Origin of the sequence: Pseudomonas vanderleydeniana, assembly GCF_014268755.2 — a bacterium.
Classification (GTDB): Bacteria; Pseudomonadota; Gammaproteobacteria; order Pseudomonadales; family Pseudomonadaceae; genus Aquipseudomonas; species Aquipseudomonas vanderleydeniana.
Map to the genome: position 1 here is coordinate 4,100,084 of NZ_CP077093.1, position 22,518 is coordinate 4,122,601.

21 protein-coding genes are annotated in these 22,518 nt (G+C 66.0%); 7 read left to right on the forward strand and 14 right to left on the reverse strand.

All coding sequences use genetic code 11. From position 1 onward, the window contains the following. Positions 1-27: 27 nt before the first annotated feature. Positions 28-861, reverse strand: coding sequence for a transporter substrate-binding domain-containing protein (locus HU752_RS18215; RefSeq protein ID WP_186683523.1), 834 nt, complete (start codon positions 859-861; stop codon positions 28-30). Between the two features lie 245 nt (positions 862-1,106). On the opposite strand from HU752_RS18215, the gene HU752_RS18220 reads away from it, so the two are divergent. Continuing rightward, entirely contained in the window at positions 1,107-1,964 is an 858-nt protein-coding gene (locus HU752_RS18220; RefSeq protein ID WP_186683522.1) for a LysR substrate-binding domain-containing protein, read from the forward strand. A 180-nt stretch (positions 1,965-2,144) separates the two neighbouring features. Here HU752_RS18220 and HU752_RS18225 read toward each other — a convergent pair whose 3' ends face one another. Together HU752_RS18225 and HU752_RS18230 are read right to left on the reverse strand one after the other, a co-directional pair. Continuing rightward, positions 2,145-3,443, reverse strand: a complete 1,299-nt coding sequence (locus tag HU752_RS18225; protein ID WP_186683521.1) for an ATP-binding protein — start codon at positions 3,441-3,443, stop codon at positions 2,145-2,147. Between the two features lie 4 nt (positions 3,444-3,447). Beyond that, positions 3,448-4,149, reverse strand: coding sequence for a response regulator (locus tag HU752_RS18230; protein ID WP_186683520.1), 702 nt, complete (start codon positions 4,147-4,149; stop codon positions 3,448-3,450). A gap of 154 nt (positions 4,150-4,303) precedes the next feature. Here HU752_RS18230 and HU752_RS18235 point away from each other — a divergent pair, with 154 nt between their 5' ends. Together HU752_RS18235 and HU752_RS18240 are read left to right on the forward strand one after the other, a co-directional pair. Next, positions 4,304-5,461 (forward strand): efflux RND transporter periplasmic adaptor subunit, encoded by a 1,158-nt coding sequence (locus HU752_RS18235; RefSeq protein WP_186683519.1) that lies wholly within the window; start codon positions 4,304-4,306, stop codon positions 5,459-5,461. 2 nt (positions 5,462-5,463) lie between these two features. After that, complete coding sequence (locus HU752_RS18240) at positions 5,464-8,556, forward strand: multidrug efflux RND transporter permease subunit (protein WP_186683518.1); 3,093 nt, start codon at positions 5,464-5,466, stop codon at positions 8,554-8,556. 323 nt (positions 8,557-8,879) lie between these two features. Here HU752_RS18240 and gspF read toward each other — a convergent pair whose 3' ends face one another. The 7 genes from gspF to gspG all read right to left on the reverse strand — a co-directional run bounded on the left by gspF (position 8,880) and on the right by gspG (position 17,214). After that, positions 8,880-10,091, reverse strand: a complete 1,212-nt coding sequence (gene gspF / locus HU752_RS18245) for a type II secretion system inner membrane protein GspF (RefSeq protein ID WP_186683517.1) — start codon at positions 10,089-10,091, stop codon at positions 8,880-8,882. Next, on the reverse strand, positions 10,091-11,497 hold the full coding sequence (gene gspE / locus HU752_RS18250) for a type II secretion system ATPase GspE (RefSeq protein WP_186683516.1): 1,407 nt from the start codon (positions 11,495-11,497) through the stop codon (positions 10,091-10,093). Before gspE ends, gspF begins: the two co-directional genes overlap by 1 nt. Before the next feature lie 205 nt (positions 11,498-11,702). Next, positions 11,703-14,099 carry a type II secretion system secretin GspD gene (gspD, locus tag HU752_RS18255; RefSeq protein ID WP_186683515.1) on the reverse strand — a complete coding sequence of 799 codons (2,397 nt, stop codon included), beginning with the start codon at positions 14,097-14,099 and terminating at the stop codon, positions 11,703-11,705. After that, positions 14,096-14,638 carry a type II secretion system protein M gene (locus tag HU752_RS18260; RefSeq protein WP_186683514.1) on the reverse strand — a complete coding sequence of 181 codons (543 nt, stop codon included), beginning with the start codon at positions 14,636-14,638 and terminating at the stop codon, positions 14,096-14,098. Before HU752_RS18260 ends, gspD begins: the two co-directional genes overlap by 4 nt. After that, complete coding sequence (gene gspL, locus HU752_RS18265) at positions 14,631-15,785, reverse strand: type II secretion system protein GspL (RefSeq protein ID WP_186683513.1); 1,155 nt, start codon at positions 15,783-15,785, stop codon at positions 14,631-14,633. Before gspL ends, HU752_RS18260 begins: the two co-directional genes overlap by 8 nt. Then, positions 15,782-16,756, reverse strand: coding sequence for a type II secretion system minor pseudopilin GspK (gene gspK / locus HU752_RS18270; protein WP_186683512.1), 975 nt, complete (start codon positions 16,754-16,756; stop codon positions 15,782-15,784). Before gspK ends, gspL begins: the two co-directional genes overlap by 4 nt. A gap of 8 nt (positions 16,757-16,764) precedes the next feature. Next, positions 16,765-17,214 carry a type II secretion system major pseudopilin GspG gene (gene gspG, locus HU752_RS18275; protein WP_186683511.1) on the reverse strand — a complete coding sequence of 150 codons (450 nt, stop codon included), beginning with the start codon at positions 17,212-17,214 and terminating at the stop codon, positions 16,765-16,767. Between the two features lie 408 nt (positions 17,215-17,622). On the opposite strand from gspG, the gene gspI reads away from it, so the two are divergent. Beyond that, complete coding sequence (gspI, locus tag HU752_RS18280; RefSeq protein ID WP_186683510.1) at positions 17,623-18,036, forward strand: type II secretion system minor pseudopilin GspI; 414 nt, start codon at positions 17,623-17,625, stop codon at positions 18,034-18,036. Here gspI and HU752_RS18285 read toward each other — a convergent pair. Beyond that, positions 17,996-18,427 carry a type II secretion system protein N gene (locus HU752_RS18285; RefSeq protein ID WP_186683509.1) on the reverse strand — a complete coding sequence of 144 codons (432 nt, stop codon included), beginning with the start codon at positions 18,425-18,427 and terminating at the stop codon, positions 17,996-17,998. The genes gspI and HU752_RS18285 overlap by 41 nt on opposite strands. A 181-nt stretch (positions 18,428-18,608) precedes the next feature. Between HU752_RS18285 and gspH the strand changes: the two genes are divergently transcribed. Both gspH and HU752_RS18295 read left to right on the forward strand, forming a co-directional pair. Next, a complete protein-coding gene (gene gspH / locus HU752_RS18290) occupies positions 18,609-19,064 on the forward strand; it encodes a type II secretion system minor pseudopilin GspH (RefSeq protein ID WP_186683508.1) in 456 nt (151 codons plus the stop codon). Continuing rightward, entirely contained in the window at positions 19,061-19,669 is a 609-nt protein-coding gene (locus HU752_RS18295; protein WP_186683507.1) for a PulJ/GspJ family protein, read from the forward strand. The genes gspH and HU752_RS18295 overlap by 4 nt, the downstream gene beginning before the upstream one ends. Before the next feature lie 111 nt (positions 19,670-19,780). On the opposite strand, the gene HU752_RS18300 is transcribed toward HU752_RS18295, so the two are convergent. Genes HU752_RS18300 through HU752_RS18310 form a run of 3 tightly spaced genes read right to left on the reverse strand, consistent with a single transcriptional unit; the run spans position 19,781 to position 22,021 of the window. Next, entirely contained in the window at positions 19,781-20,731 is a 951-nt protein-coding gene (locus tag HU752_RS18300) for a FecR family protein (RefSeq protein ID WP_186683506.1), read from the reverse strand. 37 nt (positions 20,732-20,768) lie between these two features. Next, positions 20,769-21,314: a sigma-70 family RNA polymerase sigma factor gene (locus HU752_RS18305; protein ID WP_186683505.1), complete on the reverse strand. Its 546-nt coding sequence runs from the start codon at positions 21,312-21,314 to the stop codon at positions 20,769-20,771. Beyond that, positions 21,311-22,021, reverse strand: a complete 711-nt coding sequence (locus tag HU752_RS18310; RefSeq protein WP_186683504.1) for an STN domain-containing protein — start codon at positions 22,019-22,021, stop codon at positions 21,311-21,313. The genes HU752_RS18305 and HU752_RS18310 overlap by 4 nt, the downstream gene beginning before the upstream one ends. 171 nt (positions 22,022-22,192) lie before the next feature. Here HU752_RS18310 and HU752_RS18315 point away from each other — a divergent pair, with 171 nt between their 5' ends. Further along, positions 22,193-22,516: a hypothetical protein gene (locus HU752_RS18315; RefSeq protein ID WP_186683503.1), complete on the forward strand. Its 324-nt coding sequence runs from the start codon at positions 22,193-22,195 to the stop codon at positions 22,514-22,516. The last annotated feature ends 2 nt before the right edge of the window (positions 22,517-22,518 follow it).

A 22,518-nucleotide genomic window follows, 5' to 3' on the forward strand; every position in this document is an offset into this window, starting at 1 on the left:
AAACTCCCCAGCCTTTAACTGAATGACTCAACCCTTGAACTTGTCATGCAACTCCACCAGCGCCGGCGACGCCGGGGCGATGTGGTTGCGGGTCTCGGCCTCGATCAGCCAGCCGCTGCGATGCAGCCCCTGCACCACACTGTCCAGACGCTTCTGGGTGTCGGTCTCGCCGGTGCGGGTCCAGATCACCGACGGCGCCGGGTTGAGATCCGGCGTCAGCGCGCGATAGTCCTTCCACTCCGGGTTGCTCGCCAGCAACGGGTTGATCAGCGTCGAGTCATGCACGGCGGCCACGCAGTTGTTGCCACGCAGGGCCAGCAGTGATTCGGAGGAGCTCTTGAACGCCTTGATGTCCGCACCCAACTCGCTCAGCGGCTTGACGTAGCTGCTGCCCTGGGAGGTGCACACCGACTGGCCCTTGAGGTCCTCCCAGCGGGTGATTCTGCTGTCCTTGGGCAACGCCGCCGTGCCACCGATCTTGTAGAACGGCGTTGGGACATGGCCGAGCAGCGCATCACGCTCCTGGGTCCACTCCATGTTGGCGATCAACAGGTCAACCTTGCCCTGCTGCAGGAACTGCACGCGGTTGGCCGGCAGCACCGGTATCAGCTCGACCGCTACGCCAAGATCCTTGCCCAGGGCGTTGGCCAGGTCGACATTGAGGCCCCTGGGGTCCTGGGTCGCCGGATCGATCGAGCCGAACGGCCCGCCGGACAGCACCACGCCGACCACCAGCTTGTGCCGCTGCTGGATCTTGTCGAGGGTGGCGTCGGCCTGGGCGGCAGCGCTCGCGCCAAAGGCCAGCAGGGCCCCGAGCACGGTGGGCAGGAAGCGTTGGATCGGTGTGCGCGACAATGGCATGGATTTCCCCTCGGTGGCGGTCGGCGTCTCCCGACCTCGTTGCCCCGCATGCTAGGGAGCGGCCTCGGCGAACGGAAATTCAAATATCTAATATTGTTATAACTTTCTGGTTATTAATTTTCTTAAAAAATGGAATAACCCCTGTTTACAGGCACTCAGCGAGGGAAAGAGATTTTTATCTCGCCATACACATAAGAATCCGTAATCTATTGCAAATAGCCCCTGATATGATTCCGAGCCGCCCCATGCCCTCGCCCACCCTCGATCTGGAACTGCTGCGCACCTTTGTCGCGGTGGTCGACCATCACACCTTCGCCGAAGCCGGCCAGCACCTGGCCCGTACCCAGTCGTCGGTGACGCAGCAGATGCAGCGCCTGGAGCATCAGGTCGGGGTCAGCCTGTTCCAGAAACAGGGGCGGCAGAAACAGCTCACCGAGCCCGGCCGGCAGTTGCTGCGCCATGCCCGGCAGATGCTGTCGCTCAACGATGAGGTACTCAACTCACTGCAGGAAAGCCATCTGAGCGGGGTGCTGCGGATCGGCTCGCCGCATGACATCGCCGACACCATCCTGCCGCCGATCCTCAGCCACATCGCCCGCTCGGCCCCGCGCCTGCGCCTGGAGATCGACGTGGGTCGCAGTCCGTACCTGATGGAGGACCTGCACCGGGGCAAGATCGACATGGTCATTTCCACCCGCGAGGATTCGCGCCTGCAGGGCTTTGCCCTGCGTACCTCGCCGGTCTGGTGGATCTGCTCGGCGCAGTACATCCATGTCCCGAGCGAGCCGTTGCCATTGATCCTGGTGGAGGAACCGAGCATCTATCGGCGCTATGCCATGGAGGCACTGGAACGCGAGGGGATTGCCTGGCGCCAGGCGTACCTGGCGTCGAACCTGATCGGCATCAAGGCAGCGATCCGCGCGGGACTGGGCGTGACGCCGCGCAGCATGGAGCTGCTGGGGCCGGACATGCGGGTGCTGGGTGAAAAGGACGGGCTGCCACGCCTGCCGGACGTGACCTACCACCTGTGGATCCGGCCGAATACGGTCAACCCGCTGGTGCGCCGGGCCTATGACCTGATCCGCGCGAGCCAGGGACGCTAGGTTTCATTCCGACCTGCCCTCCACCACCGATCGTTCCCACGCTCCGCGTGGTAACGCAGCCCGTGACGCTCCGCGTCACCAGGGGCGGACGCTGAGCGTCCGGGGAGGCATTCCCACGCGGAGCGTGGGAACGATCAAACGCGGAGGGTGGGAACGATCAAACGCGGGGCGTGGGAGCGATCAGGTTGCGGGTAGCCAGAGGCGGAATCGGGCTCCGCCCAGCGGCGACTGCTCGACCGTCAACGTCCCACCCTGGGCCTCGGCCGCGCGCCGGCTGATCGCCAGGCCCAGGCCAAAACCACCCGTGGCTCGGTCGCGGCTGCGGTCCAGGCGGTAGAACGGCTCGAAGATCCGCTCGCGCTCCTGCTCGGGGATGCCGATCCCATCATCATCGACCCAGAACTCGCAGCCCTCGGCCGTTGCCTGGATACCCACCTGGATCCGCCGCTCGCAGTAGCGCATGGCATTGCGCAGCAGGTTCTGCACCGCCCGGGCGGTCAGCCGCGGGTCGAGCGAGAAATGCTCCTGGGGGCCCTGCATCAGCACATCGAGCACGATTTCCGGCGCTTCCAGCTCCTCATCGAAGCTGCCCAGAATGCTGTCGACGAACTCGTGCAGTGGCACCAGCACCCGCTCCGGCGTACGCCCGGGACTCTGCAGGCGGCTGTAGGACAGCAGTTCCAGCACCAGGTCATCCAGCTCACGAATATGCCCCACCAATCCCTGCAGACGCTCACGGGTCGCCGGCGGCAAGTCGTCGGACAGCGCCAGGGCCAGGCCGAAGTCGAGCCGGGTCAGCGGTGTACGCAACTCATGGGACACGGCATTGAGCAGGTCACGCTGCTGGTTGAGCAGGCATTCGATGTCGTTGGCCATGGTGTCGAACACCTGGGCCAGCTCACCGATGTTCGAGCGCGGCGAGATACGCGTCCGCTCGTGCAACTGGCCCTGGCCGATGTATCGGGCGGTCTGCTTGAGACGCTCCAGATCACGCCAGTGCGGGCGCAGCCAGAACAGCAGGCAACCGAGCAGCGCCGCGCCGACCAGTACGTTCATGCTCCAGTACAGCAGCTTCACGTCCATCGGGTCCGGCGGTATCTGCACCTGGACCGCCAACTGCCCATCCAGCGGCGAAGCCACCAGGTCCGGTGCGCCCCAGTCACCGATGCGGATGGCGTTCTCGCCACGGCGCAGGCGTTTCTGCTCCGGCTCGCTGAAGCTGATGTCATCGATGCGGATCAGCGACACCCGCAACGGTGCGAAGCTCTTGTCCTGCTCGACGGCCAGCGCCGGCCAGCGCTCGTTGGGGACGGCCTGGAACTGCTTGACCAGCAGACTCTGCATGCCGCGGGACTGGTCGATGTTGTAGTCCATGAAGCGCTGGTGAAACAGACCGACCACCAGGTCGGGTACCAGGTAGATCGCTGCACTGAAGGTGACGATGGTGATCAGGTACAGCCGGATGAGGATCTTGAACATCGACTCAGCATTCCCATTCGGAGCGGCTGAACAGGTAGCCCTTGCCCCAGACGGTCTTGATCTTGCGCGCCTCGCCGGCGTGATCGTCGAACTTGCGCCGCAGCTTGGAGATCGCCACGTCCACCGAACGATCGGTACCGTTGAACTCGATACCGCGCAGGCGCTGCAGGATCTGGTCGCGGCTGAGCACTTCGCCAGCATGCCGGGCCAGCACCACCAGCAGGTTGTACTCACCGCTGGACAGCTCCACCTGCTGGTCACGCCAGGTCACGGTGCGCTCGGACAGGTCGATGCACAGGTTGCCCATGAGAATCTGGTCGCTGGCCACCTGCGGCTCACTCAGGCTGCTGCGGCGCAGCAGGGTCCGCACCCGCGCCAGCAACACCCGTGGCTCGCAGGGCTTGGTGACGTAGTCGTCGGCGCCCATTTCCAGGCCCAGCACCTGGTCATGGCTGTCGTCGCGGGCGGTGAGCATCAGGATCGGCAGGCTCGCCGAGTCGGCGCGCAGCAAGCGGCACACCTGCAGGCCATCGAGGCCCGGCAGCATCAGGTCGAGGATCACCAGGTCCGGCGGATTCTGCCGGGCACGCTCGCGCACCTGGTCGCCACGGGCCAGCACATTGACCTGATAGCCATTGCGCTCCAGATAGCTGGCAATCAATTCGGCAAGCGCGGTGTCGTCTTCGACCAGGAGAATCGTCGGCATAAATAACTACGAAATGGAGGAAAAGGTAAAGGATATACGCCCTTACGCGTGCGCGAGCATATGCTTCACACTTTTTCACCAACCTCCTACATTGCTTCACAGCGGCCATTGACGGCCACCCGTAGCATGCCGGGGTCATCATTGGGACTTGATTATGTTGAAGAAGCTGTTTGCCCCGCTTTGCCTGTCGGCACTGACCCTGGCGCTGGCCGCCTGCGACCAGTCTGCCGGCGAGCCCGAGGCCATGCCTGCGCCCAAGGTCCGGGTCGAGACCATCCACACCCAACCCCTGTCGATCAGCAGCGAGCTGAGCGGGCGCATTGCCGCGCCGCGTATCGCCGAGGTTCGTGCCCGGGTTGCCGGCGTGGTGCTCAAGCGCATGTTCCAGGAAGGCAGCGACGTCAAACAGGGCGATGTGCTGTTCCTGATCGATCCGGCGCCGTTCAAGGCCGACCTCGACAGCGCCGTCGCCGCCTTGCAGAAAGCCGAGGCCAACGCGTTCCAGGCCAAGCTGCAGCACCAGCGCTACCGCGAACTGGTGGAGAGCAATGCCATCAGCCGCCAGGACTACGACAACGCCCAGGGTGCCGCGCGCCAGGCAGCCGCCGATGTGGCGGCCAATCAGGCTGCGGTGCAACGGGCCAAGCTGAACCTGGGCTACGCGACCGTTACCGCGCCGATCTCCGGGCGCATCGGCCGCGCGCTGGTCACCGAAGGCGCGCTGGTCGGCCAGAACGAGACCACCGCCCTGGCGCTGATCCAGCAGTTGAACCCGATCCATGCCGACCTGACCCAGTCGACCCGCGAACTGAACGACCTGCGCCGCGCCTTCCGCGCCGGCCAGTTGCAACAGGTCGGGCAGAACCAGGCCAAGGCCACGCTGATCCAGGACGATGGCAGCGCCTACCCGCTGCCGGGCAAGCTGCTGTTCACCGACATCAGCGTCGATCCGGGCACCGGCCAGGTGATCCTGCGCAGCGAGTTCCCCAACCCGGAACTCGACCTGCTGCCGGGCAGTTTCGTGCGGGTGCGCGTCGAGCAGGCGGTCAACCGGGAAGGCATCAGCATCCCGCAGCGGGCGATCCAGCGCGACAGCGCCGGCGTACCGCAGGTGCTGCTGGTCGACGCCCAGATGAAGGTCAGCCTGCAGACGGTGGACCTCGGCGCCGCGCAAAACGACCGCTGGATCGTCAACGCAGGCCTCAAGCCCGGCGACCGGGTCATCGTCGAGGGCGTGCAGCACGCCCGTCCCGGCGAGCCGGTCGAGATCGATGACAGCCCCCTTTCCCTCGCCCAGTCCAAAGGACAGTGAGCATGCCGCACTTCTTTATCGACCGCCCGGTCTTCGCCTGGGTGGTCGCCCTGTTCATCCTGCTGGCCGGCATCCTCGCCATCCCGCAGTTGCCGGTGGCGCAATACCCCAACGTCGCACCGCCGAAGATCGAGATCGTCGCGACCTACCCCGGCGCCTCGGCCCAGACCATCGACCAGAGCGTGGTCAGCCTGATCGAGCAGGAGCTCAACGGCGCCGACCACCTGCTGTATTTCGAGTCGCAGAGCAGCCTGGGCACGGCCACCATCAGCGCCACCTTCCAGCCCGGCACCAACCCGGAGATGGCCCAGGTCGACGTGCAGAACCGTCTCAAGGCGGTCGAGCCGCGCCTGCCCGCCGCCGTGACCCAGCAGGGCCTGCAGGTGGAGAAGGTTTCCGCCGGCTTCCTGCTGCTGGCAACCCTCACCTCCACTGACGGCAAGTACGATGAAACTGCGCTGAGCGACTACCTGGCGCGTAACGTGATGAACGAGATCAAGCGTCTCGACGGTGTCGGCAAGGCCCAGCTGTACGGGGCCGAACGTGCCCTGCGGATCTGGATCGACCCGCAGAAGCTGGTGGGTTTCAACCTGACCGCCGCCGATGTCAACGCCGCCGTCGCGGCACAGAACGCACAGGTCTCGGCCGGCAGCATCGGCGACCTGCCGGGCCCGTCGACCCAGGAAATCACCGCGGCGGTGCTGGTCAAGGGCCAGTTGTCGACGCCCCAGGAGTTCGCCGACATCGTCCTGCGGGCCAACCCGGACGGCTCCACCGTGCGCATCGGCGATGTCGCCCGGGTGGAAATCGGCAGCCAGGACTACCAGTTCTCGACGCGCCTGAACGGCAAGACGACCACGGCCTTCGCCGTACAGCTGTCGCCCGGCGCCAACGCCCTGAAGACCGCGACCCTGGTGCGGGCGAAGATGGACGAACTGGCGCGCTACTTCCCGGCCGGCGTGGAGTACAAGATCCCCTACGACACCTCGCCGTTCGTCAAGGTGTCGATCACCAAGGTGGTCCACACCCTGCTCGAGGCGATGGCGCTGGTGTTCGCGGTGATGTTCCTGTTCCTGCAGAACATCCGCTACACGCTGATCCCGGCACTGGTGGTGCCGGTGGCGCTGATGGGCACCTTCGCCACCATGCTGGCCCTGGGCTTCTCGATCAACGTGCTGACCATGTTCGGCATGGTGCTGGCCATCGGCATCCTGGTGGACGACGCCATCGTGGTGGTGGAAAACGTCGAGCGGATCATGGCCCATGAAGGCCTGCCGCCCAAGGAAGCCACCCGCAAGGCCATGGGCCAGATCGGCGGCGCGATCATCGGCATCACCCTGGTGCTGGTGGCGGTGTTCATCCCGATGGCCTTCATGCCAGGCTCCGTGGGAGTGATCTACCAGCAGTTTTCGTTGTCGATGGCGACCTCGATCCTGTTCTCGGCGTTCCTCGCCCTGACCCTGACCCCGGCGCTGTGCGCCACCCTGCTCAAGCCGATCGCCCCGGGCGAGCACCATGCCAAGGGCGGTTTCTTCGGCTGGTTCAACCGCCGTTTCGAGCAGATGAGCGACGGCTACCAGGGCTGGGTGGTCAGTGCGCTCAAGCGCAGCGGCCGCTACATGCTGCTGTTCGGCCTCCTGGTGGCGCTGCTGGGCCTGCTGTTCAGCCGCCTGCCCGCTTCGTTCCTGCCGGTCGAGGACCAGGGCTACACCATCACCGATATCCAGCTGCCAGCGGGTGCGAGCAAGAACCGCACGGTCAAGGTGGTCGAACAGATCGAGGCCAACAATGCCACCGAGGCGGGTGTCGGCGACACCACCATGATCCTCGGCTTCAGCTTCTCCGGCAGTGGCCAGAACGCCGCGCTGGCCTTCACCACCCTCAAGGACTGGTCGCAGCGTAGCGCCGAGGATTCGGCGGCCGCGATCGCCGAGCGGGCGAACTATGCCTTCACCGAGCTCAAGGACGCGGTGGCCTACGCCATCCTGCCACCCCCGGTGGATGGCCTCGGTACCTCCAGCGGCTTCGAGTTCCGCCTGCAGGACCGCGGCGGCGTCGGCCACCCGGTGCTGATGCAGGCGCGCACCGAACTGCTGGATGCGGCGAAGAAGAGCAAGGTACTGGCCAACGTCCGTGAAAGCGCCCTGGCCGAAGCGCCACAGGTGCAACTGGAAGTCGACCGCAAGCAGGCCAATGCCCTGGGGGTGTCGTTCGCCGACATAGGTGGCATTCTCTCCACCGCCCTCGGCTCGACCTATGTCAACGACTTCCCGAACCAGGGCCGCATGCAGCGGGTGGTGATCCAGGCCGAGGGCGACCAGCGCGCCCAGGTCGAGGACCTGCTGAAGATCCACGTGCGCAACAGCAGCGGCAAGATGGTCCCGCTGTCGGCCTTCGTCCAGGCCCGCTGGACCCAGGGCCCGGCACAACTGACCCGCTACAACGGCTACCCGGCGATTTCCATCTCCGGCGAATCGGCTCCGGGCTACAGCACCGGCCAGGCCATGGAAGAGATGGAGCGCCTGGTGCAGCAACTGCCGCGGGGCCTGGGCATGGAATGGACCGGCCTGTCGCTGCAGGAGCGCCTGTCCGGCGCCCAGGCACCGATGTTGCTGGCACTGTCGCTGCTGGTGGTGTTCCTGTGCCTGGCGGCGCTGTACGAGAGCTGGTCGATTCCGACCTCGGTGCTGTTGGTGGTACCGCTGGGGGTACTCGGTGCGGTGTTGGCGGTGACCTTGCGCGGCATGCCCAACGACGTGTTCTTCAAGGTCGGCCTGATCACCATCATCGGCCTGTCGGCGAAGAACGCGATCCTGATCATCGAGTTCGCCAAGAGCCTGTACGACGAGGGGCATGACCTGCTGGAAGCGACGGTACAGGCGGCGCGCCTGCGCCTGCGGCCGATCATCATGACCTCGCTGGCATTCATTCTCGGCGTGGTACCGCTGGCGATCGCCACCGGGGCCAGCTCGGCGAGCCAGCAGGCGATCGGCACCGGGGTGATCGGCGGGATGATCAGCGCGACACTGGCGGTGGTGTTCGTGCCGGTGTTCTTTGTGGTGGTGATGAAGCGGGTTCGGCGCAAGGCATCCTGATCCTTCGCTGAACTTGAGGGCCCTTTCGCGGATGAATCCGGCTCCCACAAGCGCTCGCGCAGTGCATGGATCCTGCGAACGGCGCTGACACTGTGGGAGCCGGCGCTCCGGTTTATCCGCGCCTCTTCGCGTTCCCGCAGTACCCATGGGAACGATCGGATGATCTCTCGCTGAATCCGAGGGCCCCTTCGCGGATAAATCCGGCTCCCACAGTGGATCGAGTCGTACGCCTGTTTTGTGTACTACACGAAACCCGTGGGAGCCGGCGGTCCGGCGCTCCGGTTTATCCGCGAAGAGGCCCACCCAGGCACCACCCATCCCGGCTATTGCACCAGCTGGTTGATCTCGATGATCGGCAACAACACCGCCATCACGATCACCAGCACCACCCCACCCATCACCACGATCATCAACGGTTCGAGCAGCGCGGTCATGCCCATCGCCCGCCGCTCGATATCCAGCGACAGCGTCTGCGCCGCCCGCTCCAGCATCGGTGGCAAGGCCCCGGTCTTCTCGCCACTGGCGATCAGGTGGATCAGCAACGGTGGAAACACCTTCTCCACCTTCAGCGCCGCCGCCAGGTTCACGCCCTCCTTCACCCGTGCCGTGGCCTCGCTCACACTCAGGCTCAAGCGCTCGTTCGAGACCGTCTGCCGCGCCGCTTCCAACGCCCGCAACAAGGGCACGCCGGCACCACCGAGAATCGCCAGGGTCGAAGCGAACCGTGCGGTATTGAGCCCCAGCACGAAGCGCCCGACCATCGGCAGGCGCAGGATCCGGCTGTGCCAGCCCAGCCGCGCTTCGGGTTTGCGCAGATACAGGCGCCAGCCCCAGAACGCCCCCGCCAACCCGCCAAAGCACAACACCCCCCACTCGCGGATGAAATCGCTGGCATTGAGCATCGCCAGGGTCAGCCCCGGCAGGTCCTGGCGGGCCTGGGAGAAGGCACTGACCACCTGTGGCACCACGTAGCTGAGCAGGAAGATCACGATGCCCACCGACACCAGCCCGACCACCGCCGGGTAGATGAACGCCGTGAGCACCTTGCCGCGCAGGTTGTTGCGTTCCTCGATGTAGTCGGCCAAGCGTTCCATGACCTGGGCCAGGTCGCCGGACTCCTCGCCCGCGGCGATCAGCGCCCGATAGATCTCGGGAAAGTCCCTGGGCCGCTTGGCCAGTGCCTCGGCCAGGCGCATGCCGCCGCGTACGTCGGCGCGTACCGCGCTCAGGGCCTGGGCGATGTGCTTGCGTTCAGCCTGCTCGACCGTGGCGCTCAGGGCCGCCTCCAGCGGCAGGCTGGCGCCGAGCAGGCTGGCCAGTTGGCGGGTGGCCCAGGCCAGGTCGTTGTCCGACAGCTTCGCGCTGAACAGCCCGGCGGCCGTCTCGCCACTGTCGCCACCCTCGGCCTTGAGCGACAGTGCGGTGAGCCCGCGCCCGCGCAAGGTGGCCATGGCCGCGCCCTGGCTGTCGGCCTCCAGGTGGCCGGACTCGATCCTGCCCTGGGCATCGGCGGCTTCGAAGCGATAGCGATTCATCAGGCATCCCTCGTCACACGCAGGATTTCTTCCGGTGCCGTCGCCCCCGCACGAACCCAGCGCTCACCATCTTCACGCATGCTCAGCATGCCGGCGGCACGTGCCGCCTGGCGCAGCGCCTGCTCGCCAGCGCCCTGGTGGATCAGGGTGCGCACGTCATCGTCGATGCAGAACAGTTCGTGGATGCCGGTCCGGCCGCTGTAGCCGGTGTGGTTGCAGGCGCTGCAGCCGACCGGACGCCAGGTGCCGGGCGCGGCCGGGTCGGGTTGACGGCAGTGCTGGCAGAGTCGCCGTACCAGCCGCTGGGCCAGCACGCCGAGCATCGACGAAGCCAGCAGGAACGGCTCCACCCCCATGTCGATCAGGCGGTTGACCGCCGACACCGCATCGTTGGTGTGCAGCGTCGCCAGCACCAGGTGACCGGTCAGCGAGGCCTGCACGGCGATCTGCGCGGTTTCCAGGTCGCGGATCTCGCCGATCATGATGATGTCCGGGTCCTGGCGCAGGATCGCCCGCAGCGCCAGGGCGAAGGTCATGTCGATCTTGGCGTTGACCTGGATCTGGCTGATGCCCGGCAGGTCGTACTCGACCGGGTCCTCGACGGTGAGGATATTGCTGGTGCTGGCGTCGAGCCGAGCCAGCGCCGCGTAGAGGCTGGTGGTCTTGCCGCTGCCGGTGGGACCGGTGACCAGCACGATGCCATGGGGCTGGCGGATCAGGTGGTCGAGCCGGGCCAGGACGTCCGGGTCCATGCCCAGGGTTTCCAGCTGCAAGCGCCCGGCCTGCTTGTCCAGCAGACGCATGACCACCCGCTCGCCGTGGCCGGTGGGCACGGTGGAAACCCGGATGTCGATCGGCCGGCCGGCGACCCGCAGGGCGATACGCCCATCCTGGGGCAGGCGCTTTTCGGCGATGTCCAGTTGCGCCATGATCTTGATCCGCGACACCAGCGCGCCGTGCAGTGCCTTGCGCGGCGAAACCACGTCGCGCAGCGTGCCATCGACGCGGTAGCGCACCACCGAATGGGTCTCGAACGGCTCGATATGGATATCGCTGGCCTCGTCACGCGCCGCCTGGGTGAGCAAGGCGTTGATCATGCGAATCACTGGGGCGCCGTCCTGGGTGTCGAGCAGGTCGGTGACTTCCGGCATGTCCTGCATCAGCCGGTCGAGGTCCACCTCGTTCTCCGCCGCCCCCACCACCGCCGCGGCGCTGCCGGTGTCGGCATACGCGCTGGTCAGCAGGCTGTCGAGTTCCTCGTCACGCACCCGTTCCAGCCGCGCCGGGCCGAACTGCCGCCGCACCTCGCTGATGGCCCAGCCAGGGGTCGAGGGACAGGCGGTGAGCACACCGTCGGCCAGCACCACCCGCTGCGCCTTGGCCCAGGCGTACGGCAACGCACTCATTGTGAAGCCTCCCGCTGTTGAACGACGCTATCACACCCTTGTGGCGAGCGGGCTTGCCCGCGCTCGGCTGCAGAGCAGCCGTAAACCCAGCAATCGAGCCCTGTCTGGCACACCGCATTCGCTGGTTTGAGGGCCGCTGCGCGCCCCAGCGCGGGCAAGCCCGCTCGCCACACAGTGGGGCTGGCCGTTGCGGTTTGAAGGGGGCTCATGGCTGCTGCCGCTCGTTCAGCGACACCGGCACCGCACGGATCGGCCTGGGGGTCTGCGGCACCGGCACAGGTCGTGAGCCGGGGATCGCTTCGCTGGCGGCCGGCAGCTGCGGGGCCTGCATGTCCGGCATCATCCAGCTGCGTTCCGGCACCAGGCTGCCCTGGGCACGGCGGATGAAGTCATAGCGGTTGAGGGTGATCGCCCGCCCGGCCGCACCGTCGCGGATGATGTAGGGCCGCAGGAACACCATCAGGTTGGTCTTGTTGCTGTCGCGCCGCTCATGACGGAACAGTGCGCCGATCCCGGGGATGCTCGACAGGAACGGCACGCCGTCATTGCTCTGGGTGTAGCCGTCCTGCAGCAGGCCGCCCATGACCATGATCTGCCCATCGTCGAGCAGGATGCTGGTGTCGATCGCCCGCTTCTTGGTCACGGTACCAGCCGCCGTCACGGTGGCGCGGTCGTCGACACTGCTGACTTCCTGGTACACGTCGAGCTTGACGGTACCGCCTTCGGAAATCTGCGGCCGGACGTTGAGCTTGAGCCCGACTTCCTCGCGCTGGATGGTCTGGAACGGGTTGTTGCTCGAATTGCTGCCGTTGGTCACGTAGCTGCCACTGACGAAGGGAATGGTCTGGCCGACGAAGATGCTCGCCACTTCGTTGTCCAGGGTCAGCAGGTTCGGTGTCGACAGCACGTTGGAGCCGCCCTTGCTCTTCAGGGCCCGGGCCAGCATCTTGAGGTCCATCACCCGACCGATCCCGGGAATGTCCACGGCGCCGCGTACCACCCCGATGTTCAGGCCCTGGGGCAAGGCATCGATACTGGTCTTGGCCGTGGTGACGATGCCGGTATTGCCCAGGTTGGCCCCGGCGAACACACCATTGCCCGCGAGGTTGCCGGTCTGCCACTGCACACCGAACTCGTTGGCCTCGTCCTCGCTGACCTCGACGATCAGGCTCTCGATCACCACCTGTGCGCGGCGTTGGTCGAGCTGGTCGATGACCTCGCGCAGGTTGCGGTACAGCGGCTCCGGGGCGGAGATCAGCAGGGTGTTGGTGGTGGCGTCGGCCTGGATGGTCACGCCGCCGGCGGAAAACGCCACGTTCTGCTCGTTACCCTGCCCCGTGCCGGAAGCCTGGCTGGAACCGTTGCGGGCGGACTGGCCGTAGAGCGAGTTGCTACCGCTGGCGCTGTTACCGGTCTGGCTGGTGCTGTTGGTCTGGCTGCCACTCTGGCTATTCTGGCTGTTGCTGTTATTGCTACCGCCGCTGAGCATGGCCCGGGTCTGGTCGCCCTCGCCGCTGCTGTCGCTTTCGCCAGTGAGCAGGCCGCGCAGGGCCTGGGCCAGCTTGCCGGCCTGGGCATTGCGCAGATAGACCACGTGCAGGTTGCTCGGGTTGCTCTGGGCGTTGTCGAGCTTGTAGATCAGCTCCCGCGCCAATTGCGTGCGCTCCGGGCTGCTGGCGCGGATGATTACCGAGTTGGAGCGGGGATCACCCAGTACGCTGATCTTCTGCGTCGGGTCATTGCCCTGGTTCTCCAGCAACTCCGAGACCATGCTGGCGATATCGCTGGCAATGCCGTTCTGGATGCTCACCACATCGGTGTCGATGGCGCTCGGAGTATCGATGCTGGCGATCAGGCTGGCGACCCGTTGCAGGTTCTGCGCGTAGTCGGTGATGACCACGGTGTTGTTGCCCGGGTAGGCGTTGATCGGGTTGTTCGGCGAGACGATCGGGCGCAGTACCGGGATCAGGTTGACCGCGTTCTCGTATTGCAGGCGGAAGGTTCGCGTCACCATGCCGTTTTCCGCCGGCTTGTCGGCGCTATAGACCGGACCGCCGAGCAGCTTGGCGTCCGCTTCCGGCACCACCTGGGCGACACCGCCGACGTCGACCACACTGAAACCCTGCATGCGCAGGGCCGACAGCAGCATGTCGTAGGCCCGGTGCGCCGGCACTTCACCTTCGGAGACCAGGGTCAGGTTGCCCTTGACCCGCGGGTCGACCAGGAACTGGCGCCCCGTGGACCGCGACAGGGCGCGCACCACCGCCTGGATATCGGCGTCGACGAAATTCAGTTGCACCGGCTGGTCGCCCAACGGATTGCTGGCCGCGATCGTCTTGCTCGTCGTACTGCCGGCACGTGCCGAACTGCCGACCGGATGCAGCACACGCCGATGCTGTTCGACCTGGGCCTGGGCACGCTGCCGGTCCGCCACGACATCGCCACTGTTGCCGGTCGAGCCCAATGGCCGTCCCAGTTCGCTTTCGGCCAGCAACGGCGCCTGCGGCGTCATGCCGCTACTGCAGGCGGTCAATGCCAACAGCAACCACGGCGCCGCCGCCTGCCGGCAGCGCAACCCATACAACGAGCCTGACCACTTCATGAAGCTTCCTTAGCGCCAAGCGCCTGATCCATGCGAACGGTTCCCGACAGTCTGCCCGCCGAGCCTTCGGGTTCGGCCGCGGCCGTCCGTTGCAGGCGGGCCTCGACCACATCCAGGGTGAATGAACGGGGTTTGCCCAGCAGCCAGTCCAGCAGCGCATCGGCCGGGGCATCCTCGACGGTCAACAACCAGCCTTCCCCACTACCCTGCAACTGGTAATGCCCGGACAACCCGCCGGCTTCGAGACTGGCGCGCAGCCCCGCCTCGAGGTCATCGCCGGCCGGCCGGGCAATGCCCTGCAGCAGGCCCTCGAGTGTCTGGGCCTGGGTCCTGAGCCTGGGCGTCTCGGCCGCCCAGTAATCAAGCTTCTTCAGCGGCGGCTGGATGAGTACGGTCCAGACCAGCAGTGCCGAAACACCGATGGCCATGCCGATGACCATGCGTTTTTCCCGGGGCACCAGACCGCGCCAGTACCCCTGCGCCCGGGCTGACAGCGCCTGCCAGCGGGCCCGGTAATGAACCAACCTGGAGTTACTCATTTTCAGCCTCCGCCGCCGGTTGTCCCTGTTCGGCCTGGGCCTTGAGCGTCCAGCCCTCGGCCGACGCACTCGCCAGCACCCCGGCCTGAGCCAGTTCGGCCTGCCAGGTGGCAGCGGCGCCCGGCTTGCGGTTATCCGGCAGCAGTTTGAGGTGCAACTCGCCCTTTTCGAACGCCAGGCCCTGCACCCCACCGACCACGAACGGCATCAACAGGCCGGCCTGGCGCACCAGCCGGGAGAAATCGCTGTCGCCACCGGCCTGGCTCTGGGCCAGTTGTTGGCGAGCCTGCTGCAGGGGATTGAGCACCACCGGCAAGGCCGGGAATGCCTGCTTGACCCGCTGGACCATCCACGCCTTGAGTTGTTCGCCCTGCTCGGCCTGCCGCGCCGCATAGAGGTTCAGGCCCACGCCCCAGACCAGCACGGCCAGCGCGCAGCAAGCGATTGCCCGGCCCCATTTGCCGGAGGCTGCGCCCGGCTGGCGCAGCGCACGGTGCAGACCCCATGCCGGCACCTTGCCGGTCCAGCGGCGATCGGCCGGCAGGGCCTGCAGCAGCGGATGCGTCGAGGGCGGCTCGCCGAGCCAATGCAGCACTTCGCCACGCGCCTGTAACTGCGCCAGGGCCTGTTCAACATCCGGGTGCACTTCGGCCAGGTCCGTCCCGAGGCGAATCAGCAGATGCTCGTCACGCACCTCCAGTACCGGTTCGGCGCCAATCACCGGTAGGCAATAGGCCGCCGGGTAAAGGCCGCGCAGGGACAAACCGGCCTGGCGCAGCAAGGCACCCAGTCGCTCCAGAGCCTCGCGCGGCAACCAGGCGACCGGTACGCGACCGTCGGCATCCCTTGGACCATGGGCGATGTGCATCGAGTCGCTGGTACCAAGGATCAGCGCCTGGGCTGCACAGTCGACCGCCGCACGGATCTTCGCCGGCGGCAATGCCGGCAATTCCAGGCTGGCCAACAGGCTGTCCTGCGGATGCAGGTAGCACTCCACAGTGCCACCCTTGTTGGCCTGCCCCAACCGGGCCAGGCTGGCACGGCCGGTTTCGCCAAGCTGGCCCTGACGGTCGAGTCGGGCGAACGCCAGCGGACTGTCGAGGTCCAGCGCCGCAAGCGGCGCCAAGGCAATACGCAAGAGACTCATACGCCCACCCGTGACCAGATCACCTGGGGCATGTCCAGCTCACTGCGATGCAGCAAGGCGGTCAGGTTGACCCGGCGACGATCGTTGCGCGCCTGGCCGAGCAACAGAAACCACTCGCTGGTGATACCGACCTTGATGTCGGCGACCACCAGTTGCGGCATGCGCAGGCGGTTGACGAAGTCGCCCCGGTTGATGAACCACTGCCCGGAGTCACGCTCGCTGATCAGGCCCCGGGCGCGCTGCGGCGACAGCCCGGGAACCTGTGAGGCCAGCACTTCGGCGGTGGCGGTGTTGCCGTTGATCCAGGTATTGGCCGGCAGGATGGTCACATGCGGGGCCAGGCGGGCCAGGGTTTCGTCGTCCACGCCGTCGACGCTTCTCAAGTCATCCAGGCTGCGCAGCATCGGCCGGGTAGCGGGCAGCGGCTTGTCGGCAGCCCCCGGCGAGGTCAGGCGACCGCTGTCGAAGGTGCCCTGCAAGGCGCCGCTGGCCTGGCGCTCGGGGTTCTGCAGGCGTGGGTAGGAGCTGATGACCCGCTGGGCGATGCGTTGGGCGACCACCGACTTGACACCGATCATCTCGCACAGACGGGCAAAGCCCTCCATCTGCTCGGCATCGATGCGCTCATCACTCACCAGGTTGCGCAGGTTGAACTTGCCCTGTTCGTCTTCCAGGCGCCCGTCGAACCGGCCGCCGCGCGCGCTCTGGATCGGTTGCGCCCAGGCCTGGGCCTGATGGGTCAAGGGGTCGCGCTGGCGCGCCTCCCAGAGCACCTGGCGACTGAGCTCAAGACCACCGCGCAACTGCCAGGAACCCTGGACACGCAGTTGCTCGGCTTCCAGGCTGCGGGTAAACACGGTTTCGCGGCTCAGCATGCCGGCGGCAATCACCGCCACCACCGCGGCAATCAGCAGCGCGCTGATGATCGCCATGCCCTCCTGCTTCGCCGCTCTCGGCGAACGCGCCTTCATGGCCGCGACTACAACTGCCAGGAGCCGATATCGGCATTGACCCCGTCGCCTTCCGGCTTGCCGTCGGCGCCCAGGGAGAACACGTCGACTTCACCGTTGGCGCCCGGGTTCAGGTACTGATAGGGACGCCCCCACGGGTCGTTGGGCAGGCGCTCCAGGTAGGAGCGCCAGTTGCTGTCCTTGGCGTTGGCCGGACGCTCGGCGAGGATCTTCAGGCCCTGGTTCTGGCTCGGGTAGCTGCCGTGGTCGAGGCGGTAGAGCTTGAGCGCCTGCATCAACCCGCCAATGTCCTGCCTGGCCGCGGTGACCCGCGCCTGGTCAGGCCGGTCGAGGACCTTGGGCACCACCATGGCGGCGAGAATCCCGAGGATGACCACCACCACCATGATCTCGATCAGCGTGAATCCCTGCTGAGCCCGGCGACCTCTGGAACGGGAATTGATGCGCGCGATATCCATCTCGACAGTCCTTGGCTTGATTCGATTCGCGGCGGATTGTTGCAAGAAGATATGTCACCGATATTGAAAATCCTCGGGTGAATCCGATGGCGGTCACGCTGATGAATGTGCAGGCGTCGTGGCGAACGGGCTGGCTGGCGCTCGGCTGCAAAGCAGACGCAAACCCTGCGATCGCATGAGCCCTGATGCAACGCACTGGCAGGTTTCAGGGGCACTGCGCGCCCCGGCGCGGGCGAGCCCGCTCGCCACAACACCCTTGCCAATATCCGTAGGAGCGCGGCTTACCCGCGAATGGGCTCGCAAGCCCCCTGGAACACCCCGCCAGGCGAAAAGCTCGGGAGCTTTGGTCAGCAAGCGGTCAAACAAGCGCGCTAGTGTCCTGACTCGATTCCCGGCTTCGAGACCGCCATGCAGCGCCCTTCCCGCCAACAAGGTTTCACCCTGATCGAAGTGCTGGTGGCGCTGACGATCATTGCCGTGGCGATGTCCGCCGCGGTGCGGGTGGCCGGTTTGATGACCCAGAGCAATGGCATGCTGCGCGACCGCTCCGTGGCCCTGCTGGCCGCCCAGAGCCGGCTGGCCGAACTGCGCCTGGAGGGCCGGCTGGGCAATGGCCGCCAATCCTTCGAGTGCGATCAGGGCCGCCTGGCCCTGCGCTGCGACCAGACCATCGGCCCAGGTGGAAACCCAGGGCTGTTACGGGTCGAGATCCTGGTATCGGACCGGCGCCACGAAGGTCCGCCGCTGGCGCGCCTGGAAACCCTGATGAGCCCGCCGGCCCTCAAGGCCGGGTCAGTTTCGGCAGGAACGGCACTTCGCTGAGCCGGGTCACCGCCAGGTGCAGCTTCTGCGAACCCTGCTCGATCAGGATGCCGTCACGCTCGATCGACAGCAGTTTTACCCCCTGCCCCAACCGCTCGCCAGCCAGGAAGCTGCGGGGCGGGCCATCGTTGAGACTGAGGATCGCCACCGCGCCACGGGAACTGGCCATCACTCCGGAGACCTTGATGTCGAGTCGCGCCGGCTGGTTGGAAAACCACTGCAGGGCCGGATTGTCACTACGTGCCGCGGCCACCGGCAACTGGGCCTCGGGGACCTGGGACACCGCCGGGGTCAGCAACAGCGTCGACCAGACCAGCACACCGGCCAGGGCGGCGAGCAAGGCGGCCGACTGGACAATCTGCACAGGGGCGAAGCGCGGGGTCCATTGCATGCTTGAGGCTCCTTTTTCATCGATCGGCGCAACAGGGTTGGCGGACAGCAGTCCACAGGCCGTGCGCAAGGGCGAGCCCGGCCACGACCCCACCAGCCTACCTGGCAATTCTCACGTTTTTATTTCACACGCTCATCATCTTTGCCATGCAGCATGAAGCCAGACACAAGGAGTCTGTCGAATGGATGCCCCACACCCCGCCCAGGCGGGTTTCACCCTGATCGAGCTGATGGTGGTGCTGGTGATCGTCGGTATCGCCAGCGCCGCCATCAGCCTGAGCATCAGGCCCGACCCGCTGCAATTGCTGCGCAAGGATGCAGAACGCCTGGCCCAGGCGATCCAGGTGGCCCAGGCCGAGGCCCGGGCCGATGGCCGGCCGATCCTCTGGCTGAGTGACAGCAAGGGCTACAAGTTCATCCGCACCGATGGCCAGGGCGGCAAGGAGCAGTTCAACGGCGACGCCCAATTGCGCCCGACCCGCTGGCAGAGCACGCCGATGCAGGTGCAACTGGACCGGGGCAAGACCCTGGTGCTCGACGCCGAGTGGATTGCCCCGCCCATGCGCCTGTCGCTCTCGGACGGCCAGCACAGCATCGGCGTGGTGCGCAGTGCCAACGGCGAGGTGCGCGTGCAATGAAGCGCCAGGCCGGCTTTACCCTGATCGAGGTGATGATCGCCCTGATGCTGATGGCGGTGGTCAGCATCATTGCCTGGCGTGGCCTGGACAGCGTCAATCGTACCGACGAACACCTCAGGCGCAGCAGCGGGCAGACCCATCAGTTGCTGGCCGCATTGGGCCAACTGGAACGCGATGTGGCGCTGCGCGCCAGCATCGAACTGGTGGAGCCACCCCGCCCCGACCAGGAACCGCGCCCCTCGGGCGCGCCGGCCGCGCTGAGCGTGCGCAGCGCCGAGGGCAAGGGCTTTCGGCTGGACCTGATTCGCACCTCGCCCGAGCAGGATGGCCGCCTGCAGCGGGTCCGCTGGTGGTTGAAAGGCGGAACCCTGTACCGCTCCGTGGCGGCGGCGCGCACGACGTTTCCGCTTCCGGCGCCGAAGGACGGCGTGGCCGTTCTGGAGCAGGTGACTTCGATGGATTTACGGGTGTGGCAGCCGGGCAAGGGCTGGCGACAACTGAGTGGCAATCACCGGGACAATCCGACCGGGCTGGAGATCAGCCTGGTGCGTAACACGCCGCAAGGTGTGGAGCGCTATCGGCAGGTGCTAGGACCGTTGGAGTGAATCGATACCCAGCACCTGAGACCTGGAACTGGAGCTGAACACAGCACCTGTAGGAGCCGGCTTGCTGGCTCCTACAATGGATTGCGTGATTCCCACATCAGAGCAGCGGACTCAGCTGAGCAACACCACCCCACCCGGCAACTCGGTGCACTTGGCCCCGTAGGCATCACGAATCAGCAACGCCACACCGGCCAGCTGATCCAGGCTGAAGCGCGCCTGCACCTTGCGCTTGCCCAACTCGCTGTTGAGCAGGACCAGCATCCCCGGCCGGTAGCGGTTGATCTCACTGATCACCGTCGCCAGGGTCGCATCGTTGAACACCAGCATCTTGTTGCGCCAGGCGATCACCGCGCTCGGGTCGACGCTTTGCGGCTCACTGGCCTGGCGGGAGTCGTACACCAGCTGCCGGCCGCCTTCCAGGCGGAAACGGCGACCCAGCACGTCCACCGTGAGGCTGCCTTCGATGCAGGTGACGCAGACGCTCTGATCGAGGTTGCGCAGGTTGAAGCGCGCCTGCTCGGCGGTCAACAGACCACCACCGGCCTGCACCTTGACCGGGGCCTGGGCCCGCGCCAGCACCTCGACCTCACCGCTGACCAGCTCGATCCGTGCGTCACCATCGCTCGACGGCAGCCGATTGATCCGGGTCTGCGTGTTCAGTTCCAGGCTGACGCCAGCGGCCAGGTCGATGCGGCGTTGCTCCCCCACCTCGGTGCTGTAGTCCGCACCCAGACCGGAGAAACCACCCGGCACGGTGGCTCGCACCAGGAAAAACGCCGCCGACGCGGCAATCGCCCCGCCCAGGAATGCGCGGCGCCCGAAATGACGGGCACGCGGTGGATGCTGCAGTTGTTCGAGCGCCGGTTTGAGCGACTGCCACAGCAGCTTGGCCTGCTCAAAGGCCTGGGCGTGCTCGGGGCTCTGTTCGCACCATTGGCGCAAGGCCCGCGCATCGGCGACGGTGGCCTGGCCAGAGGTCAGAAGAATCAGCCAATCCCGGGCTTCGCTCTGCAAGCGGGCGGTCGGGCCGACCCGCAATGGGGTAATGGAAGTCGTGTTCAAGCGCACAGGTACTCACGAAGATTTCGCTGATGTATGACTAAGACTGTTTTCCCGCCCCGGGACCGAACCGCTGAATCACTTTTCTTTCAAGACGGGCAGCACAATGCCCCAGGGCGGCCTTCAGTTCCTTCTCGACCATGCGCGTGGAAATACCGAAACGCTGGGAAATCTCCAGGTGTGGCGCCTCCTCCAGGCGGGCGGCGATAAAGATCCGCCGGCGCCGGGCCGGCAGTTCGTACAACGCGCTGAGCAACGACTGGATTTCCTTCTGGCCACCGACCACCCGTTCCGGGTCGAGGGCCTCGTCACTCAGTTGCAGCAATTCTTCGACCTCTTCGCCAGTGAGCAGGCGCGCATCGGCCTGGCGCCGGTCGGCGGCGATGTTCAGGGCCATCCGATACAGATAGGCATTGGGCTGGGTCAGATTCAGCGGCGCTTCCATGCGGTCGACCCGCAGGTAGGTTTCATGCAGAACGTCATTGGCCAACTCCTCCGACCCCAGGCGGCGGCGCAGGCGCAGCTTGAAATCGTCGTAGGAGGTCAGGAACAACCGGACCATCGGACTGTGCCCGATATTCTTCATACCCCAGCGGCTCCCTTTCGTTCTGTGCAATCCATGCTCGTTCCTGCTGAATCCGGCATTAATAGAAGGGTCACCGGCTGGCGCAGCGACGACGGGGCCGAGCGATCGACCCGCACCGTACGCAAACGCTCGACCAGCGCCCCATCACGCTGAACATCCCCGGTCGAACTGACCAGTCGACTGTGCTGCAGGGCACCGTCATGGCCGATCCAGACCTGCAATACCGCCCGGTAGGTGCCGGGGCGGGTCAAGGGCACGGCGCACAAGGCCTGTTCGATGGCCTGCTGGATCGCTCGTGCATAACTACCGGCCAGCGCCCCGCCCTTGCCGGGCGCACCCCTGGTCGGCGACTCACTGACCTGGGCCACCTGCAAGGTAAAGGCATCGGCCCGGGCATAACGCGCCATCAGCCCGCTGCCCGTGAGCAACAGGGCCAAGGCTTCGCCGGCCCGATAGCGGCCGTGCACCGCCAGGGAACGGCGGGCACGGGTCAGGTCGCGGTCGACCAGCACCGCCATCCCGGTCTGGCGGCTGAAGGCATCCAGCGCACCGGCCAGGTCCTGGGCGGCGATATCGAGGTCAACACGGGCCTGGGGGTCGACCTTCAGTGGCTCGGCTGCCAAGCAGACCGGCCACTGGCCAACCAGCAGCACCACCAGGGCGATCCCCCTCAGAACCAGGCGAAAAAACGACAGACTCACGGTCACGGATCGAAGTCCCTGCACGGCTGACGTATCCCTGAAAACCGTCATCCTGAGGGCTGTTTATGAATCTGATATGACGGACGTCGCAAAAAAACCATCACCCAGGCAGGACGGGCTTTGCACTAGACTCCAGGGCACCAGAACCTCAGTCGCGAGGTCAGCCAGGAGGCCCTCATGAAAGCTCTTTCACGTCTATCCAGTGTTCTTCTGCTCGCCGCCCTGCCCGGCCTGGTTCACGCCGCACAGGGCGAACCGAGCGGCTGCGTCGAAGTCAGCGTCGACGGCTACAAGGCGCCGGACTACCACTGCCTGAGCCAGCAGATGAGCAGTCCGGAAAACACCGAAGCCAAGCGTCGCAATCAGGCAGCGATGAACCCGGACATCACCAGGAAGCCAGCGAACCAGGCGGGCCTGGCCACGCCGGCCGCCACCCGCATCCGCATGGGCAATACCTTCGGCAGTTCGGTCAAGCCCCAGCGTCCGGTCTCGGGTCAGTAACC

Excerpts from the sequence above, each read along its gene's own strand:
- HU752_RS18215 (WP_186683523.1), bottom strand. The coding sequence starts at position 861 with ATGCCATTGTCGCGCACACCGATCCAACGCTTCCTGCCCACCGTGCTC.
- HU752_RS18220 (WP_186683522.1), top strand. The coding sequence starts at position 1,107 with ATGCCCTCGCCCACCCTCGATCTGGAACTGCTGCGCACCTTTGTCGCG.
- HU752_RS18225 (WP_186683521.1), bottom strand. The coding sequence starts at position 3,443 with ATGTTCAAGATCCTCATCCGGCTGTACCTGATCACCATCGTCACCTTC.
- HU752_RS18230 (WP_186683520.1), bottom strand. The coding sequence starts at position 4,149 with ATGCCGACGATTCTCCTGGTCGAAGACGACACCGCGCTTGCCGAATTG.
- HU752_RS18235 (WP_186683519.1), top strand. The coding sequence starts at position 4,304 with ATGTTGAAGAAGCTGTTTGCCCCGCTTTGCCTGTCGGCACTGACCCTG.
- HU752_RS18240 (WP_186683518.1), top strand. The coding sequence starts at position 5,464 with ATGCCGCACTTCTTTATCGACCGCCCGGTCTTCGCCTGGGTGGTCGCC.
- gspF (WP_186683517.1), bottom strand. The coding sequence starts at position 10,091 with ATGAATCGCTATCGCTTCGAAGCCGCCGATGCCCAGGGCAGGATCGAG.
- gspE (WP_186683516.1), bottom strand. The coding sequence starts at position 11,497 with ATGAGTGCGTTGCCGTACGCCTGGGCCAAGGCGCAGCGGGTGGTGCTG.
- gspD (WP_186683515.1), bottom strand. The coding sequence starts at position 14,099 with ATGAAGTGGTCAGGCTCGTTGTATGGGTTGCGCTGCCGGCAGGCGGCG.
- HU752_RS18260 (WP_186683514.1), bottom strand. The coding sequence starts at position 14,638 with ATGAGTAACTCCAGGTTGGTTCATTACCGGGCCCGCTGGCAGGCGCTG.
- gspL (WP_186683513.1), bottom strand. The coding sequence starts at position 15,785 with ATGAGTCTCTTGCGTATTGCCTTGGCGCCGCTTGCGGCGCTGGACCTC.
- gspK (WP_186683512.1), bottom strand. The coding sequence starts at position 16,756 with ATGAAGGCGCGTTCGCCGAGAGCGGCGAAGCAGGAGGGCATGGCGATC.
- gspG (WP_186683511.1), bottom strand. The coding sequence starts at position 17,214 with ATGGATATCGCGCGCATCAATTCCCGTTCCAGAGGTCGCCGGGCTCAG.
- gspI (WP_186683510.1), top strand. The coding sequence starts at position 17,623 with ATGCAGCGCCCTTCCCGCCAACAAGGTTTCACCCTGATCGAAGTGCTG.
- HU752_RS18285 (WP_186683509.1), bottom strand. The coding sequence starts at position 18,427 with ATGCAATGGACCCCGCGCTTCGCCCCTGTGCAGATTGTCCAGTCGGCC.
- gspH (WP_186683508.1), top strand. The coding sequence starts at position 18,609 with ATGGATGCCCCACACCCCGCCCAGGCGGGTTTCACCCTGATCGAGCTG.
- HU752_RS18295 (WP_186683507.1), top strand. The coding sequence starts at position 19,061 with ATGAAGCGCCAGGCCGGCTTTACCCTGATCGAGGTGATGATCGCCCTG.
- HU752_RS18305 (WP_186683505.1), bottom strand. The coding sequence starts at position 21,314 with ATGAAGAATATCGGGCACAGTCCGATGGTCCGGTTGTTCCTGACCTCC.
- HU752_RS18315 (WP_186683503.1), top strand. The coding sequence starts at position 22,193 with ATGAAAGCTCTTTCACGTCTATCCAGTGTTCTTCTGCTCGCCGCCCTG.